The sequence below is a fragment of the Pseudomonas sp. SJZ103 genome, from assembly GCF_007828335.1.
Classification (GTDB): domain Bacteria; phylum Pseudomonadota; class Gammaproteobacteria; order Pseudomonadales; family Pseudomonadaceae; genus Aquipseudomonas.
Map to the genome: position 1 here is coordinate 296,137 of NZ_VIUN01000005.1, position 17,917 is coordinate 314,053.

The following is a 17,917-nucleotide window of genomic DNA, read 5'->3' on the forward strand; positions in this document are numbered from 1 at the left end:
CCAAATGAAGGCTGTAAGTTTATTTTCTGGTATCGGGGGCATTGAGGTTGGCCTGGCAAAGCACGGTTTTGAAACAAGCTTGTTTTGCGAGATAGACCCTTTAGCGAGGAGTGTACTCAGAAAAAACTTTCCTGATGCTGAGGTCCATGACGATATTCTCTCGTTGGAAAATTTGCCGGATGCGGATATTGTTACCGCAGGGTTTCCGTGTCAGGACTTAAGTCAGGCGGGGGGGAAGAAAGGTATTTCTGGAGCAAAGTCTGGGCTAGTTACTACACTTTTTTCTTTAATTGAGAAGCGGCCGCTAAAAGACAGGCCTGAGTGGATTTTAATCGAAAATGTACCCTACATGCTTCGGTTGAATCGCGGTCAAGCAATGAACTTTGTTACGTCTGAGTTGGCGAGGCTGGGTTACAGTTGGGCTTATCGGGTTGTAGATGCCAGGTGCTTTGGACTTCCTCAGCGTCGCGCCCGAGTAGTTCTTTTGGCCTCTAAGAGTGCCAAACCCTGGAATGTTCTGTTTGCCGATAATTACCCTGAACCTGATATGGATGGCAAACCATCAGTTATCGAAGGGGCGGACGCATTTGGGTTTTATTGGACAGAAGGATTACGGGGAGTAGGTTGGGTTCGAGAGGGGGTGCCCCCTATAAAGTGCGGTAGCACTCTTGGTATTGCTTCTCCCCCCGCAGTATGGTTTCCATCTGAAGATTATGTAGGGACCCTAGATATAAAAGATGCAGAAAGATTGCAGGGGTTTCCTGAAGGGTGGACTGATTTTTCTGCGCATGGAACTGAAGGTAGGGCGAGTTTTAGGTGGCGCCTGATAGGCAACGCAGTTTCTACAAAAGTCTCCGAGTGGGTAGGCGGAAATATTATCAAGCATGAAGCCGTAGAGGTTCGATCTGCACCTCTAGATCGAAAGAAAGCATGGCCAAATGCTGCGTTTGGAAATGCGGATGGTGTTTACTCGGCAGACGTAAGTAAGTGGGCTAGCCGGAGCGAGGCGCTAAAATTGTCCTCTTTCTTAAAGTTTGATTTAAAACCACTGTCAAGACGGGCCACGGAAGGTTTTTTGGAACGTGCAAGAAGATGTACGAATGTGGTTTATTCAGAAGCGTTTTTAGCGTCGCTTCAAAAACACTCTAATACTTTTTTGTAATTTAAAGGGACTATTATGCTTGCAAAAATTAATGCGCTTTTTTCAGAGCTTATAGAGAGTTATAACAGCATATCCAATACTAGTACTTCTAAGTATCTAGGGATTAGAGATTTTCTTGCTGATATGCTCGACTTAGAGCCTGAAGGTATTTATATAACAGGTGCAAAAAAGCGCATTAGTAACCTAGATACTAGGTTGGCACAAGGGAATCAACGCAATCAACATACACCCTTAGGCGTCGCATTCATTAATATTTCGTCTGAGGGGAAAACTCGGGATGAAACTATAGAGGCGGCGAGATCTAGCTTTACTACTACTGTTAGGAAGTTTGTCAGCGGAGAGGAGCGAGGTACCATCTTTGATGGGGTGCTGGGGTTTATTCAGATTGATGACGAAGATACTGTCGTTCCCTTGGTTTTTTTGTATTCACAAAACTGTACTTTTGTCGAAAAGATTAAAGATAATATCCCGGATTTTAATCCCAATAGTCAGCTGATCAATAAAATAGCAGCTCCTGGCGTGGTAGCAGGTATTGTTTCATTGTCAGCACCCAGCCCAGTCAGCCAGGCGGTGTCCGCTGTTCTAGATACAACTTTGATAACCCAATGCTCAAGTGCGCTAAGTAACGCGGGGATGAAGGTCCCGGAAGGGGTTTTGTCTCGTTTCGTCGCTTCTTTATTAGTGAAGCGCTTTGTCATTTTGGCGGGCCTCTCTGGGAGTGGTAAAACTAAACTGGCAATAGCTTTTGCTGAGTGGATCAAGGAGTTTGATGAGCAGCTTAAAGTTGTATCAGTTGGTGCAGATTGGAATGGTACTGAAAGTGTTTTTGGGTATAGAGATGCACTTGATCCCAATCGGTTTGTTAAACCAGTTTCCGGAATCCTCGATATTGTCATTAAGGCAGAAGAAGATCCTTCCAGACCTTATTTTTTAATTCTCGATGAGATGAATTTGTCTCATGTTGAACGATATTTTTCAGACTTTCTATCTGCTATGGAGTCTGACTGTGAAATTAATTTGCATACTGCTGAAGATGCGATTGATGGAGTTCCTCCAACTATTGAACTTCCCAAAAATTTGTTCATTATTGGGACGGTTAATGTTGATGAAACAACCTATATGTTTTCGCCAAAGGTCCTAGATCGAGCAAATGTAATTGAGTTTACAGTTGAGGAGTCTGATTTAAAAGGTTTTCTTAATGCGCCGTCTAGAATAGATGTGCAATCTATTGTAGGGCTTGGCATGCAATATCAGTCAGCCATTGTAGAGTCTGCTAAAAGAGCAGATATAGATTTAATAAATTTACCCAGTGATATTGCTGATGGTTCAATCGTCCAACAGGAAATTACAGAAATGCTGCTGCAGGGGTTTCGATTGTTAAAGCCAATTGGAGCAGAGTTCGGATTCCGTACCGCCATTGAAGTTATACGGTTTACATATTTCCATGCTCAACTAGTGGGCAATGGGTGGAAGGTAAAGGATTCATTTGATGCCCAGATGGTTCAAAAATTGATGCCGAAGCTGCATGGTTCTGAGAGGCGCCTGCGACCTGTGCTTGATGCTCTTGAAGAGCTTTGTAATGCTTCAGGTTTGAAATTATCTGGAGAAAAAGTTTCTCGGATGCAGGATCGATTGAGAGATGGATTTACTAGTTTTCTTGAGTGAAAATTCATGGCAAATAGCGCGGTTCTTGAATTTAAAAATTTTTCTGGGTCGGTTCTGGCGCATATAAGCATCTTTGCGCCTTCAAATTTTAGTAAAGGTATTGTTGAAGTTGATTCGATAGATGCGGAGCAGTATTTTGAAGAGCCGGTTCAAATTTACGAAGCTACTCAATATGAATATAAGCTTTCATCGTGCATGCCCAATTGTACAATCAGAACAGCGTGCGGTACTGTAGGCTTAAAAGCTAGCCAAATTCCAGAATTGATTGGGTGTGGAGTAATTGATACCGGGAGTTATGTTGGGCGACTAGAGTTGGAGTTGGTTTCTCCTGACGGACATTTACTTTCCACTGTCGCATTGGAAGTCAGGTCTAAAAAAATTGGATATAGAGATGATTTTCGAGAGATGGCTGAGTCAATCGCTAATCACTCAATAGAGCTTTTATTTGATATTAAGTCTCCTACTACATTTAAGCAAAAACATGTAGATGATTATTCAAGTAGTGGTTGTTATCAAAAGATACTTTTTCTGAAAGGGACTTTGGCCTCAAAGCGTTTTAAAGATGCTTTGTCTTTTATTGTTTCAAGACCTAATGAGGTTTTAAGGAAAGAAAGCGTTTTTCGAAATATACGCCAGGGTTTTAAGCCTACGTCAAAAAGTTTGCGAGAAATAGCGTCAGCAGTTAGGCGAACCGGTGTGTCGGAGAGTCATCCTGTCAAAGAGTATGTTAATTCGCTACCTGACTCTTTGACTTGTTCTTCGGGTATTTTATCGCAAGATACTCCAGAAAATCAGTTTGTTAAGTTTGTTTTAGAAAGTTTTTTGAATTATTTATCTTCTATAGAAAAAAGCATTTCAAGTTTGGCTGGTAAGCAATATGCGCGAATTTCTATTGATATTAAGACTCTTATAAAGCAGCTAGAGGCTGTTTTGGGTGAACGATTGTTTGCAAGGGTTTCTAAGATGTCTAGTATTCCTTTCTCTAGCCAAGTATTACAGCGTCGAGAGGGGTATCGAGAGATTTTAAATGTATGGCTTCGATTTGATCTTGCAATGAAGCTTTCTTGGTCTTCCGGTATGGAAGTTTTTCATGCGGGACAAAAAAATGTCGCTCTTTTGTACGAGTATTGGGTTTTTTTTGAATTGGTATCTCTTCTTAAAAAATTCTGTTCGTTTGGGGACGAGATCCTACTAAATGTCTTTGAGATAAGTAAGGATAAATTATCTCTCAGGCTAAAGCAGGGGAGAAATATATCGTTTAAAGGCTCTGTTGTGTTCGGGGTGGAATCTTTGTCTGTACGGTTTGATTATAATCGTAGTTTTCCCTTTACAGACTCACCTACTATGTCAGGTTCCTGGAGTAGGGCGATGAGGCCAGATTACTCTTTGAGTTTTTGGCCTGCAAACGAAAGCGAAAACGAATCTGAAGCTAACGGTAAAATGGTTAGACTTCATTTTGATGCCAAGTATCGTGTAGATGCGTATGACAAAATATTTAGTCGAGACGCTTTTGATTCTGAAGATCCTATTGAAAGTGAGTATTTAAATGAGATAAAAGATGATTCGAATCGGAAAACGTATAAGCGCGACGATCTTCTCAAGATGCACGCGTATAGAGATGCTATAAAAAGAAGTTTTGGTGCGTATGTTTTATATCCAGGCTCACATAATTATAACTTGCAGGGTTATCATGAACTGTTGCCTGGTGTAGGTGCGTTTGTAATGCGTCCGGGAATGGACTCAAAATATCTTATCTGTTTTTTTGAAGATTTACTTTCGCACCTCACAAAATCTACTTCTAGACTCGATGTTGCTGTTTATACATCGAAGATATATCGTTGATTTCTTTCGGGGTTATTTAGTTTGGAGGCTAGGGTAAAGTACAATGAGTTGGAGTTCGGGTGCCCCGACTTCTCTGTTTTCAATTTTGAAAAAATTACTTCGGTTGAGTACTGATTGATATTTTGTATTAAACTGTTAGGAGCCTCCTTGGATTACAGTGTGTCTAGCTTGTCAGCTCGTGAAGTCATGGAAATAGGGGGAGTTTTTTATAAATCTGAAACAAAACGTTGAGCAGTACGATTATGAATATCGTCAAGTATCAAATCATGTCTCGCTTGGAGGTGAGACATGACCGAATACGAGGTCGGGCTTAGTCGTCAAAATCAATGGCATTCACGACCTTTTCCAGCTGGGAAGGCTCCCAGTACAGGCTTCTCCCGCCATTGCTACAGGCCTGTATTAACTGGCCAGAGTTCATACTTGCCGCCTTACGCAAGGTACGAAGAACGGTAGCTTGGTGAACCTTGGCGGCCACCTGCATATCACGCTGGTGAAGCCCTTCGCGGGTGAATACGAAAATGTCCGGATTTTTACTCATTACTGCCTCCAAAAAGGTAGCGAAGTGGACCTAGGCTTGGGCTGAGATACAAGCCTTGGTTACGTGAGCCGATTTAAGTGTAGTCCACTTTTTCAAAAGCGCTATCGTAGTCGGTATGCTATGGGGTCTTACCTTTAAGGTGAGGTTTTGCAGCGATTCTCTATGGATATGAGTAGGGAGTGGGTTTAAGCTCTGGCTGACATGAATATGCCAAGGAATCAGCTATGCTGCTCGGGCTCAATCTTCTAAAGAAAACCAAGGACGAATTTCTCACAGATCTTGCAAATCTGGCCAAAGCGAAAGACACCCTGATATTCATAGATACCAACATCTTGTCATACCTGTTCAAGCTCCACTCCGCTGCGAGGCAAGAATTTTTTGACTGGGCGGTGGTGGCGATTAGCGAGCAGCGCCTCTATCTACCAGCGTGGTGCGCAGGTGAATATCTAGCAAGGGTTAGAGAAAACCTGCTTCACACGTACACCCCAAAAAGTAAGGGAGACGATCAGCCAAGGAAGGCGCTTGAGGCTATGCTCGATACGGCCTCACTGTTCGTAGATGACGCAGTACTCAGATCAACCACCTATCCTGGCACCCGAACCGAATATTTAGCGGGCTTTCGGGAAGCCATAGACGGCCTCAAGCAATACACCCAGGCATTTAAGCACCAATTTGATCCGGACAAAATCCACGCTGAAATTGAGGAGCATCTGGGCCCTGCTGTGCTTGAATCGCCCATTGCCGAACTCTGCGACCGAGCGGCCAAAGAAGGTCCTTCACGGATTGAGCATCGGTTACCTCCTGGCTTTCGGGATGAAGCGAAACCTGAAAATCGCTTAGGCGATTTGATTATTTGGTTTGAGATTCTTGAATATAGCTTGGTGCGAAAAGACGACTTTGCTCACGTACTTTTTTTGACTAATGATGAGAAATCGGACTGGGTATATGTGCCGGCAAAACGACTTGATATGACGCGCACCGGCCTAAAACCGGTTCCAAACAATAATCCTAATTTGAAGGTTATCGATCCACGTCTGGTTTCTGAATTCAAGCAGGAGATCGGCCATCCGCATGTCTCGATTTGCACCCTATCTACCCTGGTGCAGGGTCTATCCAAAACTGACCCTACGACTGTTGCCCAGCTCGCCGCTGCGATCCAGATCGAATTGGTGGCAAGCGAAGGGCTAGCGGCTGAAATTAACACGTCCGTGCTGGAAGAACCGAATGCAGAGCTGGAAATAGAGTCTCCACCGGCTCCGGCATTAGCTCCCGAAGCGGTACCTGAAGTTGACCCTCTAGCGGAGCATGCAGCCGATGATCATGGGGTCGACGCAGCCAACGGGGTGCCTGATGTTGTTCCAGAGCAGCCTGTCCAGGCAGACCCACCCGTCCATGCGGCCCCTGATCCTGGGGACGAGATAGCAGCGGCCATCCAGTTGGAAGGATACCGAGATTCAACCTATCAGGCGGATGCTCCAGGTGAGCTCAACGACATAATCAGTTCTCTCCAATCTCATAATTGGTATATTCAGAACCCCGCTATAGAAAAGCTAAGAGCGATCGTTCACGAAGACTTTCCCCCCACTTCTTGGTTTGTTTTAGGTCGCAATATCTATCAGGCCGCATGTGGAAACGCACAGAAGGCTATGGATTTTATATCTAACTTAGATACTCGCCTTAAGCGGTTCCCTGAACCCATCTCGAAATACGTCTTAGCAGGTATAGTTTTCGAAATTTATTTCGATAGCAAAGGCGCGCTGCGCGATTCGCCAAAAGCTGGTTACCTAGCTAAACCGTTATCTCTACTCGCCAAAGCTGACTATCCGGATGTACGTGCGTTTATCAGATCGAAGCTGGAGCTCGCTGGTGCGCACCTCTTCTTCTCCCCAGGTGACGATCAACAGCGTACAGTGGTCGTTCAGTCGGAACCGGTTGAAACTGAAGACGTTCTCGACACCGGTAAACGAAGACAATTAAGATCTATCACCCTGGACGGACGCCAAATTCTTGTGGATGCGCCACCAGATGAGGACCAGTGGTCGACTCGCTACAGGATGTCCTATAGTAGTACAGATATTCTGGAAGACATCTCCACCAGCCTGTCGATTCCTCGCTGGGCGCTCACCTTGGTGCTGGACCCGGAAGTCGATGCCAACGTTCGATTCGTCCTCCCCGAGGATCGCTGGTTTAGACCCGGCATCGTGCTTGGCGCAGATGGCGCGGATATAGCCCACGACTGATTCTCGGCTGTATTGGCTCATCCGTCGGCTTTCGTTATGAACTAGGCAAGTCATCGGCAGCGATTAGAGTATCTCGCTGCTGTTGCTCAGCTCCAGCTCTAGACCTACGATATCTATAGCTACGTTAACTGCTTTCTGTGGCAACTATTGCTGCCTCTGACCGAAAACTAACCCCAGTGAGTTGTTTTTAATCAGCGCTGACAGCTAATGCAGCAAAAAGCCCGCCGAGGCGGGCTTCTATGCGTCGAAGATCTCAATCACTAAGCTGCAACTCGCCCCGTTCCGTCGCAATTGCAGCATTCTTTTTGATAGGTTTCAGAACCGGGGACCCCCTCGCACCCTGCATTGCTGCACGGGAGAGAGCCAGGTCCATCGCACTGTCCGCACTCACGCCATCTGTCGTCTTGTGCGTCGAAAATGCTTCCTTTGTCACAGTGGGCAACACAATCATGGTCACCATCGCATTCTATTGATCCTGATCCGCCACAGTCATTGCAGACCTTCTGTTTAGCTGTCTCCACACTCATATGTCTCTCCTCAGCAGATTGGACCTAGGTCTATGTGGATTATCCTCTATCAAAGCCTTGCCGACAAACAAGGGACGCAGGTGCCCGTTGGCAAAGGTGTCTAGCACGCTCTTACAAGCCACGACACTACTCCTAGGTAGGGTAAGTTCCGGATCTGTCAGAATCGAGGTACAGCCTAGCCTCTCTTATGTTTGACAAAAAAATTTGCAAACAGTCAACTTTATTCAGTTTGGGCACAAACACTGAGTGCAATACCGCATTAATTCAGCGGAGTTTTTTATGTCTAGAGAGTCCGAGGTGATTAACTAATCGGCATAATTCAAAATAAAGCCTGAAGAAACGACCAGTTTTTGAGGCCGGTCCTTCAGGCTCATTTGTTGGCTATCCGTTCGGGGCTCTGATGGTGAGATTTGACGTTCACTCTTTCTGGCAGGTGCGTGCTGCAATCATTACGTCCTGGAGTAGCTTGTCAGGATGACTACTCAAGCGAAGCTGCGCTGGAGAGTATTTCGCCTCCAGTTTCTGAAACGTACACTGGCAAATAGCTCTAGGCGCCCCGCTTTGTACGCACCCAGAAAGGAATTCCCCTCTGGCGTGCGAATTTTCATCGGAGCAACCGACCAGTAGCAAAAGTGCGGCGATTGTGCTGCATCTTGAGTGCAGGCTGACTCCATGCATCAGCGCAGCACCATGGCGCAGCCGAAGAATACGCCCACACATAAGCCAAGTATTTGCGGACCAACCGCCCAAAACACCTTGATCCAAATTAGGCTCAGGATGCCACCGTTGGTGAAGACTGCATCTGGATGAGCGAATTTACGGATCGCATCACCGGCCATGGCACCCAACCAGCCCAAAATCGCGCCGACCAGAACGGCCACGCGTTTAGCAAACCAGCCTGCGCTCAATACCATGGACGAGGTATTGAAGGTCACACTCACTATTGCCAACACCGCCGCTGCCACACCCCAGCCAATCATGGCTGGGCTGATGCTGCTTGTACTACGGTCTTCTTCGTTGACGCCGCTCTGTGGGTTTTCGCCTTGTTGAGACACGTGATTCTCCTTTTGTGATGATTGGCAGATCAGTTACCAGGCAGCCAAGCAACTGCTGTTTTCGTCGTTCAGAGCTGGCAATACCGCCTTAAGGTTCTCAGTGGGTAGGTTGAAGACTTTGCCTTGAGCGCTGAACTGCAACCGATTGGCGTTGCGCAAGGCCCCCCAGAACTCATGAGTGAAGATGCTGCTGCAGGCACGACAGTCTGTGTAAAACGGGTTATGGAAGGTTTTTCCATCCACGATGAGGTCAAAACCTCGTCCGTCTTCTGAGCTATACCCCCGGCCATTTACGGTGGCGCTGGCTGAGACATAGCGGTCGTCATCACTGGGGCATGCAATCACTAATTCGTTGCCGTTACCGTCGTCGACGGCATATTCGGTGGTGCCCATCGCCCAGCCCGTGGTCCAGGTATTGGTTCCGGCAGAGGCGGTATTTGCAGCCAGGCAGCTAAGCGCCATCATTAATAGGGTTTTAGTATTCATGGGGATGTTCCTTATCGAGGAGGCTGATGTGTAGTTTTAGGATGAATTACAACCTTTAAGGGTGATTTTCAACCTTTTATGTTCTTCATGTCAATGAGGTGATCCCCAACCATCTAGGTTGAGATGGGAGAGCAAAATGGCTGAAATTGATCAGAAGCAATTGGCGGGCACAGTAGGGCGCGCCATATCTAAACAGCGGGTGCGTAGCGGGCTAACCCAGGAGGCGGTTGCAGAACACTTGGGGGTGGGGAACGAGGCGGTTTCTCGCATTGAGCGAGGGATCGTGATGCCAAATATCACTCGGCTTTTGGAGTTCGCCGACATCTTTGGCTGTGAGGCGGCTGAGCTGCTGAGTGAGGTGAGTCCACTCGTAGATGACCAGGCCAGTCGGATCAGCCATTTATTGGCGTCCTTGGATCAGTCCGATAGACAGTTGGTGGTCGAATTGGTGGAGCGTTTAGTCAACCGACTTAAAACGTGATCATGGTTCGACGGAGTCAAAGCGGGCGCCGCAGCGTAAGCACAAATAGGTAAACGAGCCGAATTGATATTTGTGCATGTCCTGAATAAACCTGTCACTGGCGCTAAACGCTGAGGTGGCGCTGGCCACTGCCGCCGTCATGTTCTGCAGAAACCACGCTATAGGCTCCAATGTGTGCATGCTCTTGGTGGGAGGGGTTGTTTGCCATTCGCGAGCGAGGCTATTTAGCACAGTAATGAACTGAACGATCGCCTTTGCGCTGTCTTGGCTAAGGACAGCTGAAGACTCACAAATCAAGCAGTGTGGGTTCATACGAGGCCTCTATCTGAATAGTGAATGCAGTGCTGAGCATGTCGTTATGGGTATCAAACCGCCGTGCGGTAATGCGCGCGAAGTTTTCTTAGAATGATGACCAACAGAACACAGCCCAGCACGACGGCAAACAGTAGGGGTGGGAAGCGCAACATCAGGCAAATGGTCGTTACCACGATGCTGCTACCGGCAAGCAGGGAAATGAACATGAACAACGTGAGGAAAAATCGAAGTACTGTCATAGACGTATTTCCTGTCTTGGGACCTGTAAGTGGGAGTCACGGGGGGGTATGTTTATTGGGTGGCGTCTAGAAAAGCGGGGTTCGGCGAGTGACACGTGGACTTCTGCACCGATAACAACATGGTCCAGAGTCCAGGTGCCTACCAGGCTGCGAGCGTCTTTCCCATGTCAGGTTGTGATTGGACTAGCTGGGTTCCGGGTCTTGAGCGATGTCGCTTGCATTGAGCTTGTGCCGTTGTATGAGCCAAGGCTCATGCCACGAGTTGCAGTGCAGCATTCAGTGCTTTCTGTTTGATCGCCGCACCTTGACCAAACCAGGCGGAATCGATTCGGTACTCCGAGCTTCGGGCTCGTCGTTCGTGATCCACGTACTCCGTTACCGCGTTAAGCAGACCCCAGGCGGTACCGCGCGCGGACAGCAGATCAGCGCCTCTACCTTTTCCTTCATACAAGCTTTGCACCTTCTCCATTGCTCGCTTGTTGGGCAGTACTTCTGGGATGGGGGCATGTGCGCTGGTGTCACACAGCACATCCATAAAAAAACTAAGGGCTTCTTTGGTCTGAACTTTACGTTCGGCTAGGGTACGCATCCGATACATGAACTCGTCCCATTGCGAGACGGCAATACCTAGTTGTTTTTTGACAATTCGTGGATCAAAGCGTGTGCTGTGGGGCACCTTGATTGCGTGGGTGGCGCCGTTGAGGGAAATGCTCAAGGTGTTGTTGCACACCACGCGCACAGTGGTTGGGGTGGCAGTGCTCGCCAGTGTGCCGTCGCAGGATGTCGCCAACAGCAGATAGCCGTCGACCTGATCATTGCCCTTCAAAGCCGTTGTCTGGCCTGTTTTGGCGAGTGCCCAGAACTTGCGACCGCCTTTAAGCACGCCAGCGGTTTCCAGCTCGTATCCGGAGAACTCCGTCAGGTCTCGGTAGAATTCCAGAACCTCACGAGGCTGTACGACCTGGTAGCGATGTGAAACCACCGACAGCGGTGCTTTGGTATCGGAGCGATATAGCACCTTTTGTTCCGGGAATGTGTGAATGCTGCCCAAGTGCCCGGCGGCCTCGGCCTTGAAATGAACGGGGCTGTCCTGAATCTGCCAGTTCATGCCCGCTTCTCGTTGCCAGACTTCCAATGGTTGTTTTTCGGTGAGGCGGTTGCCCAAGCCGTGCCAAGGGGTAGCGCCAACATAAGCCATTTGTTCAATGAGATGAGCCATGGGAAAGATTCCTTTGGGTACAGATCGGCATAAACGCTGCGCAGTGCGCAGCACAAGCCGGGATTGATGTGGGGAGAGGGGCGGTGGTGTTGATTAAGTAGGTAGGTTGAAGCGATGTCCGCAGAGCAGGCAGAGGTTGTTTGCCAGTACATGGCGATCCAGTTTTTCGCCAAGCTGGGCGCCAATAGCGCAGCCACCTACACCGCCGGCCAGTCCACCGAGGATGGCGCCAGACACTGTGCCGATGGTGATGCCAAGCGGGACGGCCAGGGCGCCGAAAGTTGCGCCTAGTTTGCTGCCGGCGAGTGCGTTACTCGCTCCTCGTGCAGCGCCGCCGACGGCACCAACAGTGGCACCGATCGTCATGGCTGTTCTGAGGGCAGCGATTTTTTTGGAGTTACAGCAAGGGCACTGACATGACATTGGATTGGGTTCCATGGTGGATGTTCAGTGTTGTGATATAGGTGTGAAACTCCTTTCAATGTGGTGCCAAGAGCCAGGGAAGTACATTGTGGCACCACTAACAGCCGGCGTTCGCCAGCCAAAGCTGTACGGAGTTAGTTCCTATAGAGTGCAGAGTTAGTTCCTGTTGTACAGAGTTGGTTCTTTTCGTGTCATTGCTGCCCCTTGAGGAGCTGTTTGACCCGGATCGCTTCGCTGGAGGAAAACTACTTGAATACCTTATGACATGCGCAACGAGCCGCCATTAAATCCTACTCCTGCTGGATCAGTGTCGACCCTCCAAAAGCTGCGGGTTCTTGAGCTTGGTCGAGTACTGGCCGCTGGGCGTTCCCGCCGAAGCTAGTGAGCCCACGGCATTTCGCAGCCGAGAAGCGGACGGCAATGTCGATGTGTTGCTGCCGAAAGGTGGCACAAAAGCATATGACTGCTGATGGCAGCAGCACTCGTTCAGCTTGAGTCAGACCGCCTTCTCGAACCTCAGGAAAAAAATACTTGTCGCTGGCGGTCTTTTTATTGGAGGAAGAGAAACTTAAAGTTCGATCACTCCCAAGCAAATAATGAGAAGGCAAGTGACAAATACACAACCTGTTCTCTACCCGAGAATTTTACGTCTTAAGCAACTGACGGAGCGTATTGGGCTCGGACGGTCGACGATCTATGACCGCATGGATTCCCAGTCGCCGAGGTACGACGCTACGTTTCCAAAACCCATCAAGCTGGGGGCAGCAGCCATAGGCTGGATTGACTCCGAAATCACGACCTGGATTGAGCAGCGCATGTCTGCCAAGGAGGTGCGCTGATTATTGAGCTAGATCCCCATCAGTGAAGGGGTTGAAAAGACCTGGTTGTTTTGTGCTGAAACCGAACACTAACTCCGTATAACCGTTTGACTCATATTTCTATTGCGAAGTGCGCTGCCTGTAGTACTTTGATTGGGGTCGGCTTGCTCTAATTTTTCTGGTTTATATGTTATTGGTAATGGGTATTAAGAGTTGTTGGCATAGCGCTAAATAATGTCACTTGTTCTTATCCGTCTGGTAGTGAGGTGTGTCGAAGAGAAGGTCAATAATGGATTGACTTGATTAAAGGCAAGTCAATCAGTGAGCAGCATAAACTATTGAGTGCTTTATTGTATGAAGGGCTATGTAAGCGTATCTGATCATGAGCGCTCTAATGCGCTCATGAGTACATGTCGTATGCCGCTAGAAAACGGTGATGTACAGGGCGATTTAGAGATGGAAGTGGTCTGTGAGCTGAAGCGAGCATCGTTTTGGACTCAGCAGCTAATCAAGTCGGAGGGAGACGCATTTGAGTTGTATGTCGACGCGAATGGTAGCAGTGCTCTGAAGTTTAATGGCCCGGGTAAAATTCTGCGAAAGCTGGTAAGGATGCATGTGCTCAGTGATAAGCGATTCGGTGAGTTGTATAGGTTTGAGCCATATATTGACTTGATCGTTAGGCATATCGCAGACGCAGGCTTGCAATACACGTATCTATCGCAAATGCGAGCGGTGCTGAGTGGGGATGCGAAGTTGCTTTTGGAACTGTTTAACGGTTGTGTCGATAAAATTCGCCAAGAGGCGAAGTGTAAGCAGTTCCAATCCAAGCTCAATAGTTATCAGCGTTCAAGCAATAAAAATTACAAGGAACTGACGGAATACGTAGATACATTGTTTGAGCGCTATTCCAGATTATTGGTGCTGAGGGTTGACCTAGGCTACCGCAAAGAGTTTTCCAAGACGACACAGGCTGAGGTTAAGAAAGATCGAGAGCACCTGTTCCAGAACACTAGATCGAACAAGCTGTTTGGCGATATGGTGGGCTACATTTGGAAGCTGGAGCATGGGTCGGACAAAGGATTTCATTATCACATGATGTTTTTCTTTGATGGCTCCAAGGTTCGGGAGGATGGAACGTTAGCTAAGCTGATCGGCGAATACTGGAAGACTACGATCACGAAAGGGCGAGGTTTGTATTACAACTGTAACGCGGACAAATCGCGCTACAAGAGCTGTGGGATCGGTATGGTAGATCACTCAAATAATCCGATGCGGGATTCATTAGGCAAGGCAGTGCTCTACCTGACCAAGATTGATCTCTACATGAAACTTCAAACGGTTGGGCGCAGCATGGGGAAAATGGAACGGCCTAACCCCAAAGGCTCACGCGGTAGGCCAAGGGCTATTTCGCCGCCAAAGGAGAGCATGGCCTAGGGGCATCACAGCGCCAAGCCCTTAGAGGCGCTTAGAGCCAAATAGTCGATGACGAAAATTCAATAGTGTAAAGTCTGAAGTTCATCGTATTTTAACACGCTTACTATTTTCCCAAGCTCGATTAACGTGTTCGTCTTCACGCAGCCATTCAGTAAGCCAGTTTTCAATGTTTGAAATCTGTAGAGTAGGAGTGTTGTTTTTTTCAATAAAGGCACTTAAGGGTTTTGTAAGTTTGGTGATGGCCGTTGTTTTATATGGCCAGCCTGTTTTTGGTTTGAGTTCATGTAGCAGTCTTGCAGCTTCTTCTTTGACTGGTAAGATGGAATTGTTTCGTCCTTGAGCATTTTTACTGTTTTGCTTGGCACGGCTTTCAGCATCTCTCGCATTGAGGATGGTTGCAGATTTTTCTATGATTTCACCAATCATCACACTTGCATAATTGGTAAAAGCCCATGCCCGGTCACGGTTTTTTTGTGCCTCAGCGTCGCTCCCCAGTTCAAGGTACAGGCAGGCATATCTCACGTGATGTAGAAGTGTGATGATTGCTTCATCCTGTTGTATGTCTTCGTTTTCCCAGCGAGTTTCTAGTTCGGCTTGTAGTGCTGGATTGCCTGTGACTGCGCGGATGCTGTCCAGCAATTGCGTATAGTCATCGAGACTAAGTAGCGAGTCGAAAAAGTGATGCCAAAGGAGGTTGTGGTTTCTAGCTATGGCTTCACCAATTGTAGTGTTGCCTATGCTTTCATTTATGTTTGCTGTTACTTCTTGCGGTGGAAATAGTGGCTGAGTTTTTTTAATCATTGTGCACTCCTCTGTGTTGGTCGTTAATACGGTATCGCGAATCGTTAGTTTGGGTTGTGATGGAGAACAACATGCTACCTTTGCGAGCTGAGAGTGGGGTGGTGATTCAAGTTCAGAGTTTGGAGGATTTTATGGCAGTGTTTATAAATTCGCTCCGTTCGTTCATCAAGGCACGCCGCTTTTCGAGAAAGTCTGAGCGAGGATAGGCCCCTTCGGTCGGGTCACGCTCATCATTCGCTAGTGTCATCTCACATACCCCGCGTGAGTAATGGGTACATTCCCCGGCCCAGTCTTGAGAGGAAGACCGGTGCACGTGAGTCATGTCATGCAAAATTGTGCGTATCGCGTTAGCGGGCTACACCCCGACGGTCATTGATCGCGGACATAGAAAGGTTCCCGGTGGCCGCTTCTTGGATATGCTCGCTCCACCATTTCATCATTGGCCTTCGGCGCTCTATGTAATCTGCCCGATTATAAGCGCTGCGCACCTCGTCCTTGTCCACGTGAGCTAGGGCAACCTCGATTAGTTCAGGATCCCAGCCGTGTTCGTTGAGGATGGTACTGGCCATTGAGCGCATGCCATGGCTAACCAAACGGCCTTCGAAACCCATGCGTTTCAGAGCCATATTGGCCGTTTGGCTGTTGCAATGAGTACGGGGATTGCGATCCGCCGGGAAGACATACTCGCGGTGCCCGCTAAGGGGCTTTATAGCTTCCAAGAGTTCCAAAGCTTGTTCCGTGAGTGGAATGATGTGGGTCCGGCGTTTTTTCATCCGCTCAGGCGGTATCGTCCAGATTTTTTTGCTGATGTCGATATCTGCCCATCGTGCGGTGGCTGCTTCTGCAGGGCGAGTCATGGTGTGAAGTTGCCACTCAATCAAGCAGCGTGTGGTCCTTTTGATACTGGCGTTGGCCACCGTCACCATTAGTTCATTGAGTTCGTCTGGCGCAAGTGCTGCCATGTTCGTCTTCTTGGGTTTTTTGAAGACAGAGCGTATTCCGCTCAGTGGATTCGAGTGAATCAAGCCGGAGTTCACGCCATAAGTCATGATCTCGTTGAGACGCTGGCTCAGTCGCTTCACGGTCTCAAGACTGCCTTTGGTCTCAAGCGGCCTGAGCAATTTGATAACCGCCGGAGCAGTGATCGCAGAGATTGGGGTAGCGGCCAAGTCAGGAAAAACGTGCAGCGTGAGAGAGCGCCAGATATCTTCAGCATAAGCAGTAGTAACCGAGTCTTTCTTGAGCTCGAACCAAGCGGTGGCTACGTTTTTAAAGGTATGTTCCGTAGTCGCTCTTAACGTTTGCCGATCCTCGTCACGCTTCGCTTTCGGATCAAGCCCTTGCGCCACCAGCTCCCTGGCCTCTACGGTCCGTTTCCTGGCTTGAGCCAAACTTACCTCCGGAAACGTACCAAGGCCCATATTGATCCGCTTTTTGGTGATTGGGTGAATGTAGTTAAAATTCCAGAGCTTTGAGCCATTAGCCCTCACTCTCATCTGGAGGCCATCGCCATCAGTGAGGATGTAGTCTTTTTCCTTTGGTTTTGCTGCTTTGACTTTGACGTCTGAAAGCCGAGTGGCTTGGGCACCCATGAGAATCTCCGATACTGCGTGTATTCCAAAAAATAGCAGTCGTGGGCTTGGAATACCACGTGGAATACACGAATTGTAGGATGTGCTCAGATACCATCGGACTCCGTTGGACCTGAAACCCCCGTGTTTGCTGGATTTCAGGCACAAAAAAAGACGTCCGTGGACGTCTTTAGATGATGAAGTGGTGGAGCCGGGGGGATTTGAACCCCCGTCCGCCAGTACTCCGCTGTCGGTACTACATGCGTAGCCGTTTCTATTAAGTTAACCCTCAGCGACCCGAAGGGCAGGGTGCTTTGGGCGAGTTGTGTAAGTTTTAGCCGCTTCGTCCACAACGTACTGCACGGCGATTCTGTTCTATATGACAATCACTTTGGGTTTACAGACATCCCCTGGTGATTGCTGGACCCGAAGGTACCAGAAGCTCAGGTCTAAGGCTGCTTACGCAGCGATAGCGAATTCCTGGCCGTAGTTTTCGTCATTGGCAACTATAAGTAGTTGCAACAGTGGATTTACGAGTTCTGTTACCAACTCGGCATGCACCTAAAGTTTCGCGACCGGCGTCGAATCCTAAACGGCCCCGTGCTTGTAACTCGTTGTTTCATAGTGAGTGACAAGCCTGTGCAGTGTACGCCAAACGGTCACGGAAGGCCAACCCGAAGGTTGGCCCTATCGTTTATTGGCTGCCTTTGTCGATGTTCTGCAGGTCTTGCAAGGCCTTTGAGGTGATCTCGATGCACTTCTTGTCGTCACCGGCGGCGTGGGCGGCCTTGGCCTGGGAGACGGCTGTGTCTATTTCACCGCTTTTGCCACTGGTGTCGGTGGCGAGCAGCGCTTTACCGTTGTTGATTTTGTCCAGGTTGATCTTGCACAGATCGGGCTCGCCCGCTGCGAAAACAGGGGAGGCCAGCATCGCAGCGGTAATGAACAAGCCAGCAAGAGCGGAACGCTTCATAGGGTATCTCCTTGCGCAAAAGGGCTCGACGCTGCTGGCGTTCAAGGGCTGCCAGCGACATCACTGATGGGCCTCGTTCGTCGAGGCCTATGCAGATGACTACGCCAGCGCGCAGGGGTTCTGTTTTT

The 17,917-nt window shown here is 48.4% G+C and carries 16 protein-coding genes and 1 other RNA gene; 7 read left to right on the forward strand and 10 right to left on the reverse strand.

From position 1 onward, the window contains the following. Nucleotides 1-4 precede the first annotated feature (4 nt). From FBY10_RS14525 to FBY10_RS14535, 3 genes are read left to right on the forward strand one after another with little or no spacing between them, the layout of a single operon-like run. The gene (locus FBY10_RS14525) at nt 5-1,162 is read left to right on the forward strand and encodes a DNA cytosine methyltransferase (RefSeq protein ID WP_145336593.1); all 1,158 of its coding nucleotides are present in this window, start codon (nt 5-7) and stop codon (nt 1,160-1,162) included. A gap of 15 nt (nt 1,163-1,177) precedes the next feature. Continuing rightward, nucleotides 1,178-2,827, forward strand: coding sequence for an McrB family protein (locus FBY10_RS14530; protein WP_145336591.1), 1,650 nt, complete (start codon nt 1,178-1,180; stop codon nt 2,825-2,827). A gap of 6 nt (nt 2,828-2,833) precedes the next feature. Further along, complete coding sequence (locus FBY10_RS14535; RefSeq protein WP_145336589.1) at nt 2,834-4,669, forward strand: DUF2357 domain-containing protein; 1,836 nt, start codon at nt 2,834-2,836, stop codon at nt 4,667-4,669. A 310-nt stretch (nt 4,670-4,979) separates the two neighbouring features. Here FBY10_RS14535 and FBY10_RS14540 read toward each other — a convergent pair whose 3' ends face one another. Next, nucleotides 4,980-5,207: a hypothetical protein gene (locus FBY10_RS14540; protein ID WP_145336587.1), complete on the reverse strand. Its 228-nt coding sequence runs from the start codon at nt 5,205-5,207 to the stop codon at nt 4,980-4,982. 224 nt (nt 5,208-5,431) lie between these two features. Here FBY10_RS14540 and FBY10_RS14545 point away from each other — a divergent pair, with 224 nt between their 5' ends. Continuing rightward, nucleotides 5,432-7,447 (forward strand): PIN-like domain-containing protein, encoded by a 2,016-nt coding sequence (locus FBY10_RS14545; RefSeq protein WP_145336585.1) that lies wholly within the window; start codon nt 5,432-5,434, stop codon nt 7,445-7,447. A 1,204-nt stretch (nt 7,448-8,651) separates the two neighbouring features. On the opposite strand, the gene FBY10_RS14550 is transcribed toward FBY10_RS14545, so the two are convergent. Both FBY10_RS14550 and FBY10_RS14555 read right to left on the reverse strand, forming a co-directional pair. Next, nucleotides 8,652-9,029 (reverse strand): hypothetical protein, encoded by a 378-nt coding sequence (locus FBY10_RS14550; RefSeq protein WP_218571039.1) that lies wholly within the window; start codon nt 9,027-9,029, stop codon nt 8,652-8,654. A 33-nt stretch (nt 9,030-9,062) separates the two neighbouring features. Continuing rightward, entirely contained in the window at nt 9,063-9,515 is a 453-nt protein-coding gene (locus tag FBY10_RS14555) for a hypothetical protein (protein WP_178116749.1), read from the reverse strand. A 136-nt stretch (nt 9,516-9,651) separates the two neighbouring features. Between FBY10_RS14555 and FBY10_RS14560 the strand changes: the two genes are divergently transcribed. Continuing rightward, complete coding sequence (locus FBY10_RS14560; RefSeq protein WP_145336583.1) at nt 9,652-9,996, forward strand: helix-turn-helix domain-containing protein; 345 nt, start codon at nt 9,652-9,654, stop codon at nt 9,994-9,996. Nucleotides 9,997-10,361: 365 nt separating this feature from the next. Here the strand turns inward: FBY10_RS14560 and FBY10_RS14565 are convergent, their stop codons facing one another. The 3 genes from FBY10_RS14565 to FBY10_RS31780 all read right to left on the reverse strand — a co-directional run bounded on the left by FBY10_RS14565 (nt 10,362) and on the right by FBY10_RS31780 (nt 12,192). Next, complete coding sequence (locus FBY10_RS14565) at nt 10,362-10,550, reverse strand: hypothetical protein (protein WP_145336581.1); 189 nt, start codon at nt 10,548-10,550, stop codon at nt 10,362-10,364. 250 nt (nt 10,551-10,800) lie between these two features. Further along, nucleotides 10,801-11,769: a DUF932 domain-containing protein gene (locus FBY10_RS14570; RefSeq protein ID WP_145336579.1), complete on the reverse strand. Its 969-nt coding sequence runs from the start codon at nt 11,767-11,769 to the stop codon at nt 10,801-10,803. A 93-nt stretch (nt 11,770-11,862) separates the two neighbouring features. After that, nucleotides 11,863-12,192 carry a hypothetical protein gene (locus tag FBY10_RS31780; protein WP_145336815.1) on the reverse strand — a complete coding sequence of 110 codons (330 nt, stop codon included), beginning with the start codon at nt 12,190-12,192 and terminating at the stop codon, nt 11,863-11,865. A 596-nt stretch (nt 12,193-12,788) separates the two neighbouring features. Between FBY10_RS31780 and FBY10_RS14580 the strand changes: the two genes are divergently transcribed. Further along, entirely contained in the window at nt 12,789-13,031 is a 243-nt protein-coding gene (locus tag FBY10_RS14580; RefSeq protein ID WP_145336577.1) for an AlpA family transcriptional regulator, read from the forward strand. A gap of 396 nt (nt 13,032-13,427) precedes the next feature. After that, nucleotides 13,428-14,444 carry an inovirus-type Gp2 protein gene (locus FBY10_RS14585; protein ID WP_178116751.1) on the forward strand — a complete coding sequence of 339 codons (1,017 nt, stop codon included), beginning with the start codon at nt 13,428-13,430 and terminating at the stop codon, nt 14,442-14,444. Between the two features lie 81 nt (nt 14,445-14,525). Here FBY10_RS14585 and FBY10_RS14590 read toward each other — a convergent pair whose 3' ends face one another. The 4 genes from FBY10_RS14590 to FBY10_RS14610 all read right to left on the reverse strand — a co-directional run bounded on the left by FBY10_RS14590 (nt 14,526) and on the right by FBY10_RS14610 (nt 17,789). Further along, entirely contained in the window at nt 14,526-15,245 is a 720-nt protein-coding gene (locus FBY10_RS14590) for a hypothetical protein (RefSeq protein WP_145336573.1), read from the reverse strand. Nucleotides 15,246-15,592: 347 nt separating this feature from the next. Next, the gene (locus FBY10_RS14600; protein ID WP_256663462.1) at nt 15,593-16,837 is read right to left on the reverse strand and encodes an integrase domain-containing protein; all 1,245 of its coding nucleotides are present in this window, start codon (nt 16,835-16,837) and stop codon (nt 15,593-15,595) included. Between the two features lie 182 nt (nt 16,838-17,019). Further along, nucleotides 17,020-17,416: a transfer-messenger RNA gene (gene ssrA / locus FBY10_RS14605) on the reverse strand. Between the two features lie 94 nt (nt 17,417-17,510). Next, nucleotides 17,511-17,789 carry a hypothetical protein gene (locus FBY10_RS14610; protein ID WP_131699389.1) on the reverse strand — a complete coding sequence of 93 codons (279 nt, stop codon included), beginning with the start codon at nt 17,787-17,789 and terminating at the stop codon, nt 17,511-17,513. Nucleotides 17,790-17,917: the final 128 nt, after the last annotated feature.

Bases quoted from the DNA above. Each gene is read 5' to 3' on its own strand.
- FBY10_RS14525 (WP_145336593.1), top strand. From the start codon at position 5: ATGAAGGCTGTAAGTTTATTTTCTGGTATCGGGGGCATTGAGGTTGGC.
- FBY10_RS14555 (WP_178116749.1), bottom strand. From the start codon at position 9,515: ATGAATACTAAAACCCTATTAATGATGGCGCTTAGCTGCCTGGCTGCA.
- FBY10_RS14570 (WP_145336579.1), bottom strand. From the start codon at position 11,769: ATGGCTCATCTCATTGAACAAATGGCTTATGTTGGCGCTACCCCTTGG.
- FBY10_RS14530 (WP_145336591.1), top strand. From the start codon at position 1,178: ATGCTTGCAAAAATTAATGCGCTTTTTTCAGAGCTTATAGAGAGTTAT.
- FBY10_RS14560 (WP_145336583.1), top strand. From the start codon at position 9,652: ATGGCTGAAATTGATCAGAAGCAATTGGCGGGCACAGTAGGGCGCGCC.
- FBY10_RS14600 (WP_256663462.1), bottom strand. From the start codon at position 16,837: ATGGGTGCCCAAGCCACTCGGCTTTCAGACGTCAAAGTCAAAGCAGCA.
- FBY10_RS31780 (WP_145336815.1), bottom strand. From the start codon at position 12,192: ATGTCATGTCAGTGCCCTTGCTGTAACTCCAAAAAAATCGCTGCCCTC.
- FBY10_RS14545 (WP_145336585.1), top strand. From the start codon at position 5,432: ATGCTGCTCGGGCTCAATCTTCTAAAGAAAACCAAGGACGAATTTCTC.
- FBY10_RS14535 (WP_145336589.1), top strand. From the start codon at position 2,834: ATGGCAAATAGCGCGGTTCTTGAATTTAAAAATTTTTCTGGGTCGGTT.
- FBY10_RS14585 (WP_178116751.1), top strand. From the start codon at position 13,428: ATGCCGCTAGAAAACGGTGATGTACAGGGCGATTTAGAGATGGAAGTG.
- FBY10_RS14590 (WP_145336573.1), bottom strand. From the start codon at position 15,245: ATGATTAAAAAAACTCAGCCACTATTTCCACCGCAAGAAGTAACAGCA.
- FBY10_RS14610 (WP_131699389.1), bottom strand. From the start codon at position 17,789: ATGAAGCGTTCCGCTCTTGCTGGCTTGTTCATTACCGCTGCGATGCTG.
- FBY10_RS14565 (WP_145336581.1), bottom strand. From the start codon at position 10,550: ATGACAGTACTTCGATTTTTCCTCACGTTGTTCATGTTCATTTCCCTG.
- FBY10_RS14540 (WP_145336587.1), bottom strand. From the start codon at position 5,207: ATGAGTAAAAATCCGGACATTTTCGTATTCACCCGCGAAGGGCTTCAC.
- FBY10_RS14580 (WP_145336577.1), top strand. From the start codon at position 12,789: ATGAGAAGGCAAGTGACAAATACACAACCTGTTCTCTACCCGAGAATT.